Origin of the sequence: Tabrizicola sp. (assembly GCF_034366665.1) — a bacterium.
Lineage (GTDB): Bacteria > Pseudomonadota > Alphaproteobacteria > Rhodobacterales > Rhodobacteraceae > Tabrizicola.
Genome location: NZ_JAXMMF010000121.1, coordinates 1 through 8,205, shown reverse-complemented (window position 1 = coordinate 8,205; position 8,205 = coordinate 1). Strand labels below are relative to the sequence as shown.

Below are 8,205 nucleotides of genomic sequence, written 5' to 3'. Positions count from 1 at the left end.
ACCGGCAGGCCCAGATCCTCATAGACCTTGTTCGACAGCCACAGCCATTCCGGCGAGTGGATGTTGACCGGGGCGCAGAAGATCTTTCCGTCGACGGTGCAGGCATCCAGGAGGCTTGGCGGATAGACGACCTCTTTCCAGTTGTTCGCCTCGGCCACGTCGGTCAGGACCAGCATCAGACCGGCTTCCACCAGTTCCAGCGCCTGTTGGCCGTGGTTGAACTGGGTGGCCCCCATCGGGTCGCCCCCGGTGATGCGCGAAATCATGATCGGACGGGCGGTGCCGCCACCGCCGGCAATGGCGCCGTCGACCCACTTGTCGCCCGAGGCGTCGAAGGCTTTGGCAAGCTCGGCCACCGCCGCAGCTTCCCCGCCCGAAGTCCACCAGTGCGTGACCTCAAGCTCGGTTGCCGCAGCGGGCATCGCCACGGACATCGCAAGAAGCGCTGTCATTTTCGAAAGTTTCATACCGTTCCTCCCGGTTTCTAAAACGTTATAGAAATAGCCTATAACGTTATAGTTTTGCCAATCAACACATCTTTTCGCTTGTTCCCGCCCGCTCTCCAAGTTTTCATGAGGGGATGGCCCGCGCCCTTTCGCGCCGAAAAAGCCCGGAAAACCGACCCCATGCTGCACCGCCAAAACCGCGTCAAAAGCCTTGCCGGACGGGAGCTTCCCGGCCCCGCCGCGGCCAGCGTCGCTGCGGCTGCAAAGAGCCTTCCAGCCCGCGAATCAGTCCGGGGGATTCGCGCTTGGGGTCCGGTTCGTTCGCATGCATACAGGGGGCATCATGGCCACGCTCTCTGATCCGCCGCCCCCTGATTCGGACACCGCGCGGCCGACGCTGAAGACGATTGCCGCGGCCACGGGCCTGGCCATCGCCACTGTGTCCCGCGCGCTGAAGGACGCGCCCGATATCGGCGAAGAGACGAAAAGACGCGTTCGCGAGACCGCTGCCCTTCTTGGCTACCGCCCCAACCGCGCCGGGGTCCGCCTGCGCACCGGCAAGACCAACGTCATCGCGCTGGTGCTCTCGACCGAGACGGACGTGATGAACCACACCTCGCGGCTGATCTACTCCATCGCGAACGCGCTGCGCGGCACCGCCTATCACCTGGTCGTCACCCCCTTCTTCCCCGACCAGGACCCGATGGAGCCGATCCGCTACATCGTGGAAACCGAAAGCGCCGATGGGATCATCCTCAACCAGACCAAGGAAGACGATCCCCGCATCCGCTATATGCATGACCACGGTTTTCCCTTCGCGGCCCACGGCCGGACCTCGATGGGCATCGACCACCCGTTCTTCGACTTCGACAACGAGGCTTATGGTCGCCTTGGTGCCCGTGCGATGGCCGAGCGCGGCCGCAAGCGCCTGCTGATCGTGCCGCCGCCCCGCGCACACATGTATGCCCGGCACATGACCTTCGGCTTCTCGGACGAATGCGCGCTTCTGGGCGTACCCTTCGAAGTGGCGCAGGACGTGACCTCTGACAGCGGCGGCGAAGCGGTCGAGGCCGCCATTGCCGCCCGGTACAACCTGCCGAACCCGCCCGACGGTATCCTGGTCGGCTCGACCACTGCCGCGATGGCCACCATTGCCGGGGCCGAGCGGTCGGGCCGTCTCCTCGGCCGGGATTTCGACGTGGTCGCCAAGGAAGCCATCGCCGTCCTGCGCCGGTTCCGGCAGGATATCCTGATCGTACGCGAAGACGTGGGCCGTGCTGGCGAATTCCTCGCCCGCGCCCTTCTGGCAGCCATCGAGAAACGCGACTGGACCGACAGGCAGGGCCTGGAAGTTCCGGCCAAGGTAGAACAGGGCCGCTAGGCCACGAAGTGGAGGAAGACATGAAGACGATCAAGGGCCCGGCCCTCTTTCTGGCGCAGTTCGCGGGGGATGCGGCCCCCTTCAACTCATGGAAGTCGATCACCGAATGGGCCGCCGACTGCGGCTATGTCGGCGTCCAGGTCCCGTCCTGGGACGCCCGGCTCTTCGATCTGGAAAAGGCTGCCAGTTCAAAGACCTATTGCGATGAGTTCAAGGGACTTGCGAAGGACGTCGGGATCGAAGTGACCGAGCTTTCGACCCACCTGCAAGGCCAGCTTGTCGCCGTCCACCCGGCCTATGACACCCAGTTCGACGGCTTCGCCGCGCCGTCCGTCCGGGGCAACCCCAAGGCCCGCGCCGAATGGGCGGTGGACCAAGTCAAGAAAGCCCTGACCGCCTCGAAAAACCTCGGCCTCACCGCCCATGCCACCTTCTCGGGTGCCCTCGCCTGGCCCTACCTCTATCCCTGGCCGCAGCGCCCGGCGGGTCTGGTCGAGGAAGCCTTCGACGAGCTTGCCCGCCGCTGGACCCCGCTTCTGAACCACGCCGACGACTGCGGCGTCGACGTCTGTTACGAAATCCACCCCGGCGAGGACCTGCACGACGGCGTCACCTTCGAGATGTTCCTCGACCGCGTCAAAGGCCACAAGCGCGCCAACATGCTCTACGACCCCTCGCACTACGTCTTGCAACACCTTGATTACCTTGACCATATCGACATATACCACGACCGGATCAAGATGTTCCACGTCAAGGACGCCGAGCTGAACCCGACGGGCCGCCAGGGCGTCTACGGGGGGTTCCAGTCGTGGGTGAACCGCGCAGGCCGCTTCCGGTCGCCCGGCGACGGGCAGGTCGATTTCGGCGGCATCTTCTCCAAGCTCACCCAGTACGGCTATGACGGCTGGGCCGTGGTCGAATGGGAATGTTGCCTGAAACACCCCGAAGACGGCGCCCGCGAAGGGGCGGCCTTTGTCGAGGCCCACATCATCCGCGTGACCGAGAAAGCCTTCGACGACTTCGCCGACGCGGGCACCGACCGTGCCGCCAACCGCCGCATGCTTGGACTGGAGTAGATCATGATCGACGCTGCCCACACCGCCCGCCCCGAACGCCTTCGCCTTGGCATGGTCGGCGGCGGACGCGATGCCTTCATCGGCGCCGTCCACCGCATTGCCGCGCGGATTGACGATCAATATGAACTGGTTGCAGGCGCTTTCTCATCCAACCCGGAGAAGGCGCTGGCCTCGGCGCAGGACCTCGGCGTGCCCCGCGCCTATACCAGTTTTGCCGAAATGGCCGCCAAGGAAGCCCGCCGCAAGGACGGCATCGACGCCGTCGCCATCGTCACCCCGAACCACATGCATGCCCCCGTGGCGATGCAGTTCCTGAAGCGCGGCATCCACGTCATCTGCGACAAGCCGCTGACCGCGACCCTGTCCGAGGCGAAGAAACTCGCCAAAGCCGCCGAGGCCAGTGGCGTGGTCTTTGCGCTGACCCACAACTACACCGGCTACCCGATGATCCGGCAGGCCAAGGCGATGATCGCAGCAGGAGACCTCGGCGACCTGCGCCTGGTGAACGTCGAATACGTCCAGGACTGGCTCACGCAAGAGGTCGACAACAAACAGGCCGACTGGCGCACCGACCCCGCCCGGTCTGGCGCCGGGGGCTCCACCGGCGACATCGGCACCCATGCGTTCAACCTGGCGAACTTCGTCACCGGCCTGACCCTGGATACCCTCGCCGCCGACCTTACCGCCTTCGTCCCCGGCCGCCGCGTCGATGACAACGGCCATGTCCTGATGCGCTATCAGGGCGGCGCGCGGGGCATGCTCTGGTGCAGCCAGGTCGCCCCCGGCAACGAAAACGGCCTGCGCCTGCGCATCTACGGCACCAAGGGCGGGCTTGAGTGGGCGCAGGAGGACCCGAATTACCTCTGGTTCACGCCCTTCGGCCAGCCCAAGCGCAAGATCACCCGCGGCGGCGCCGGATCAGGACCCGAGGCTGCCCGCATGACCCGCGTGCCCCCTGGCCACCCCGAGGGCTACCTGGAAGGCTTCGCCAACATCTACACCGAAGCCGCCCGCGCCATCCGTGCCGCAAAGACCGGGACAGCGGTCCCCGAAGGCACCACCTTCCCCGGCCTGAAGGAGGGCCTGGAAGGTGTGGCCTTCGTCGATGCCTGCGTGCGGTCATCGGCGCGGAACGGTGCGTGGGTCAGCCTGAACCTGTGACGGGCGGTGGGCGATCCGCCCACCTTCCCTACCCGCGCAGCCGCGACCGTTCGCGTTGCAGCCAGAGCACGGTCAGAAGAAGCGGCGCATTGCCGATCCCTCCAGCCGCCATGACCTCGACCAGCCGGTCGAACGCCAGAAGATGGCCTTTGATATCCTCGGCCTCCTCCGCCGCGCCGAACAGACCGGCAACGCCGTCGGGCAGATCACACAGCGCCACATAGGAATAGAGATACTCGGTCACCGCCCCGGGCGTGGGGTAGTATTCCGCCACCTTCTCCAGCTGGCCCAACACCAGCCCGGCCTCCTCGACCGCCTCGCGCCGGGCGGCGTCCTCCGGGGATTCACCGGGATCGATTCGCCCCGCGATGGCTTCCAGCTGCCAAGGCAACGGATCGCCGCGCCCCAGGGGACCCATGCGCACCTGTTCCACCAGTAAAACCCGGTCGCGCAGCGGGTCATAGGGCAGCACCGTCACCGCATCCCCGGCAACAAAAACCTCGCGCGTCAATCGGGGGCTCATCTCACCGTCGAACCGCCGATGCCGCAGATGCCAGAGGTCCAGCGCGAAGAACCCCGCGTGCGAGGGTTCGACGGGGCCCACCTCGACCTCGCCCGATCCGGCCCGCAGACCCCGCCCGGGCGCAGCAGCGGCCCGCATGCGGCTTGCCGCTTCGACCCGCAACGCGGGCAGGCGACGGCGGACGGCTTCGGCGGGAAGATGGCCGTAGTAGCGCAGGACCGCCGCCACCAGCTCGGGCGGGCTGGTCTCTTCCAGGATTTCGGTCAGATAGCGCGCACAGTCCGCCCCACCGGCTGCCACTGCCTTTTGCAGCGCCGGGGGCCAGTCCACCGGCCAGTCCACCGGCCATTCCAACCGGGAAAACCCTGTCACTTCCAGCGTCGACCCACGTTTTCAGACAGAAGGCCGCCGACGATCCCGCCCAGCAGGATCGTCCCGAAGACCCCCAGCGACAAAAGCGCATGGCTCCGCTTTGCCATCGTGTCGATCACGGCCAGCAGCGCCTCCATCGCGTCCTCGTAGCGCATCCGAACCGAGTTCTCCAGCATCTCGGCCAGCGCCAGCAGGAACAGCGCCACCACCGCCAGGATCACCGCTGTCTTGATCCCCGATCCCGCTGCCTCGACATAGCCCTTGCCGACCGAGTTGCCCATCACCGACCAGCCGATGATCAGCCCGACGACCGCCGCGCCTTCGCGGATTGGCCCGGCTGCGGCGGCGTCCGGCATGTTCTGGGCGTAGTAGTTCGCAAGAACCCAGCCAACAACCGCGAACGAGATCGCGGCCATCAGCTTTGCTGCAGTCGGCATCGGTTGCGCCATTCGGAAAGCCCTCAGCTGGGACGCGTCACCGTGATCTGCGTCACGTCGCAGTTTCCACCCTGAAACGCGCCCGCGCAAGAGGCGAGGTAAAAGTCCCACATCCGCTTGAAACGGTCGTCAAACCCCAGTTGCCGCACGTCGCCCCAACGGTCGTTGAAGGTCTCGTGCCAGCGCCGCAGCGTGAGGCTGTAGCTTTCGCCGAACTCGATCGAGCCCTTGACCCGAAGCCCCGCGCGCTCGACCTCGGCCCGCAGGACTGCAGGTGCGGGCAGCATGCCGCCGGGGAAGATGTACTTCTGGATGAAGTCGACGCCCTTGCGGTACAACTCCCACCGCGCATCGGCCACGGTGATGATCTGCAAGGTCGCATGCCGCCCCGGCTTCAGCCGGTCGCGCAAGGTGCTGAAGTAGACCGGCCAGTAGCGTTCGCCTACCGCCTCGAACATCTCGATGCTGGCGATGCCGTCATACGAACCCCGCTCGTCGCGGTAGTCCTGCAGCTTGATCTCGACCCGGTCCGACAGCCCCGCCTTCGCGATCCGCGCCACGGCATAGTCGTGCTGCGCCTGGCTGATCGTCAGCCCGGTGACCCGCAAGCCCCGCTCTTTCGCAGCATATTCCGCGAACCCGCCCCAGCCGCAGCCGATTTCCAGCACATGTTCGCCGGGCTGCGCGCCCATCTGGTCCACCATGCTGGCATATTTCCGGGTCTGGGCCGTCTCCAGGCTTTCCTGAGGGTTCTCGAAGATCGCCGACGAATAGGTCATCGTCTCGTCCAGCCACAGCCGGTAGAATTCGTTGCCAAGGTCGTAGTGGTAGCTGATGTTCTTCTTTGCCTGACGCTTGCTGTTCGACTGCAGCCAGAACCGAAGCCGTTCATAGGCGCGCAAGAGGCTTAGGCCAGGGTAGCTGTCGCCCACCACATTGTTGGCCGGACGCTGGATCAGGTCCAGGAAGGCCTGCAGGTCCGGCGTCGTCCACCAGCCATCCAGATAGGCATCGCAAAAGCCCAGATCGCCCTCGCGCACCAGACGCGCAAAGAGATCCGGGTTCACCACCCGCACTTCCGCCGCGATGCCGGGGGCCTTGCCCTCGATCCGGAACCGCCGCCCGTCAGCCAGAACAAAGTCCAGCCTGCCTTCGCCCAGCCGGCTGGCCGTCTCGAAAGCGGTGGCGAAGTAGCGCGGCAAACCTGCCTGCCCCTTCACCGTCGTCAACACGTCCATCGGCCCACCCCCAGGGTCTTTGTCGGCAACACTTTCACCAAAGGCGATGCGTTGCTCAAGCATTTCGTGCCCCATATGCCGCAAGGGCAGCGGCGCGACCAGCGGCCAGATCGACCACGGGTCGCGGATAGGCCTGGTCCGGGCGGATGCCCCAGGACCGAGGCACTGCGTCGAAGAAGGCCAGCGCCTCGCGGCCCGGCTGTTTGGTCAGTTCCGCAATGAAGCGCCGCCGATACCGGGCGTCGGCGTCGAACTTCTCGGCCTGGCCCGCCGGATTGAACACCCGGAAGTAGGGCGCCGCATCCGGACCCGATCCCGCAACCCATTGCCAACCCATCGCATTCGCCGCCGGGTCCCAGTCGGTCAGGCAATCGGCGAACCAGGCGAGCCCCACTTTCCAATGCGTCAGCAGGTGCTTGGTCAGGTAACTGCCGACGATCATCCGCACCCGGTTGTGCATGGTGCCCGTCACATACATCTCACGAAGGCCTGCATCGACGAAGGGCTCGCCCGTCATCCCCCGCCGCCAGCGTTCCACCGCGTCACTCTCTCCGCGCCAGGGGAAATTGTCCCACTCTGGCTTCCAGTTCCCGGTGGTGATCTGCGGAGTATGATGCATCAGGTGATAGCTGAACTCGCGCCAGGCCAACTCCCGCAGGAAGCTCTCCGCCCCCGCGCGCCCTTCGTCCCGCGCCCGAAGCCCCGCATGCCAGACTTCACGGATGCCAATCTCGCCATAGGTCAGATTCTCCGACAGCCGCGAGGTTCCAGCGACCCCGGGCAGGTCCCGCATCTCGGCATAGCGTGCCACCGGTCCGTCCAGGAACGCGCCCAGCTTCGCCCGGGCCGCGTCTTCGCCGACCGCCTGATACCGGGCCACGACCTCCGCCCCCCGGTTCATCGCAGCGCCCAGCCGCCAACCCTCCAGCCGGTCAGAGTCCGGCCAGACCTCCATCCCCCGCACCCGGCCTGGCGCAGGCTCCGGGGCGGCAACCACCATCCCCCGCGTGGCCTTCCAGTACGGAGTGAACACCCGGTAGAAGCCGCCCTGCCCGGTCTGAACATCCCAGGGCTCGTGCAGCAGATGTCCCGCAAAACTCCGCGCCTCCAGCCCCGCTTCCTTCAGGGCCGCCTTCACGCCGGTATCGCGGGCCACGCTGGCCGGATCATACAGCCGGGACCACCAGACCCCGCCCGCCCCGGTCTCGGCGATCAGGGCACGCAGCACCTCCAGCGCCGCCCCGCGCCGCAAGGTCAGCCGCAGGCCAAGCCCTTCCAGCGCCTTGGAAAACGCCGCAACCGCCAACCCCAGCCGCCACTTCGGCGCGGCACCCAGCGCTTCGGTCTCGGGGTCCTGGATGAAGACCGGCACGACAGGCCGTCCCGACGCCACCGCCGCCGCCAGCATCGGCTGGTCCCCCAGCCGCAAGTCGCGGCGGAACCACAAGATCAACGGTTTGTCAGTCATTCCCCAGCCTTCTCACACAGGACACATACGCCCACCCTACAAGGGCGGATCACTCTAACCCTTTCATACTGGCTCAAATATCCTCGGGGGGTTTGGGGGGCGA

At 66.1% G+C, this 8,205-nt stretch carries 7 protein-coding genes and 1 pseudogene; 3 read left to right on the top strand and 5 right to left on the bottom strand.

From position 1 onward, the window contains the following. Positions 1-467, bottom strand: a pseudogene (locus U1E69_RS17285) (carbohydrate ABC transporter substrate-binding protein); the annotation flags it as partial. A 322-nt stretch (positions 468-789) separates the two neighbouring features. Here U1E69_RS17285 and U1E69_RS17280 point away from each other — a divergent pair. The 3 genes from U1E69_RS17280 to U1E69_RS17270 are packed head-to-tail and all read left to right on the top strand — an operon-like array spanning position 790 to position 4,064. Then, entirely contained in the window at positions 790-1,827 is a 1,038-nt protein-coding gene (locus U1E69_RS17280; RefSeq protein WP_322245663.1) for a LacI family DNA-binding transcriptional regulator, read from the top strand. 20 nt (positions 1,828-1,847) lie between these two features. Beyond that, positions 1,848-2,903, top strand: coding sequence for a sugar phosphate isomerase/epimerase (locus U1E69_RS17275; RefSeq protein ID WP_322245662.1), 1,056 nt, complete (start codon positions 1,848-1,850; stop codon positions 2,901-2,903). 3 nt (positions 2,904-2,906) lie between these two features. After that, positions 2,907-4,064 carry a Gfo/Idh/MocA family oxidoreductase gene (locus U1E69_RS17270; protein WP_322245661.1) on the top strand — a complete coding sequence of 386 codons (1,158 nt, stop codon included), beginning with the start codon at positions 2,907-2,909 and terminating at the stop codon, positions 4,062-4,064. Positions 4,065-4,092: 28 nt separating this feature from the next. On the opposite strand, the gene U1E69_RS17265 is transcribed toward U1E69_RS17270, so the two are convergent. The 4 genes from U1E69_RS17265 to U1E69_RS17250 are packed head-to-tail and all read right to left on the bottom strand — an operon-like array spanning position 4,093 to position 8,102. Next, positions 4,093-4,929, bottom strand: a complete 837-nt coding sequence (locus U1E69_RS17265; RefSeq protein ID WP_322245660.1) for an NUDIX domain-containing protein — start codon at positions 4,927-4,929, stop codon at positions 4,093-4,095. A gap of 26 nt (positions 4,930-4,955) precedes the next feature. Further along, positions 4,956-5,396: a TrgA family protein gene (locus U1E69_RS17260; protein WP_322245659.1), complete on the bottom strand. Its 441-nt coding sequence runs from the start codon at positions 5,394-5,396 to the stop codon at positions 4,956-4,958. 23 nt (positions 5,397-5,419) lie between these two features. Beyond that, the gene (locus U1E69_RS17255; protein WP_322245658.1) at positions 5,420-6,634 is read right to left on the bottom strand and encodes a cyclopropane-fatty-acyl-phospholipid synthase family protein; all 1,215 of its coding nucleotides are present in this window, start codon (positions 6,632-6,634) and stop codon (positions 5,420-5,422) included. Between the two features lie 55 nt (positions 6,635-6,689). Beyond that, positions 6,690-8,102: a deoxyribodipyrimidine photo-lyase gene (locus U1E69_RS17250; RefSeq protein ID WP_322245657.1), complete on the bottom strand. Its 1,413-nt coding sequence runs from the start codon at positions 8,100-8,102 to the stop codon at positions 6,690-6,692. Positions 8,103-8,205: the final 103 nt, after the last annotated feature.

Bases quoted from the DNA above. Each gene is read 5' to 3' on its own strand.
- U1E69_RS17260 (WP_322245659.1), bottom strand. From the start codon at position 5,396: ATGCCGACTGCAGCAAAGCTGATGGCCGCGATCTCGTTCGCGGTTGTT.
- U1E69_RS17250 (WP_322245657.1), bottom strand. From the start codon at position 8,102: ATGACTGACAAACCGTTGATCTTGTGGTTCCGCCGCGACTTGCGGCTG.
- U1E69_RS17255 (WP_322245658.1), bottom strand. From the start codon at position 6,634: ATGGACGTGTTGACGACGGTGAAGGGGCAGGCAGGTTTGCCGCGCTAC.
- U1E69_RS17275 (WP_322245662.1), top strand. From the start codon at position 1,848: ATGAAGACGATCAAGGGCCCGGCCCTCTTTCTGGCGCAGTTCGCGGGG.
- U1E69_RS17280 (WP_322245663.1), top strand. From the start codon at position 790: ATGGCCACGCTCTCTGATCCGCCGCCCCCTGATTCGGACACCGCGCGG.
- U1E69_RS17270 (WP_322245661.1), top strand. From the start codon at position 2,907: ATGATCGACGCTGCCCACACCGCCCGCCCCGAACGCCTTCGCCTTGGC.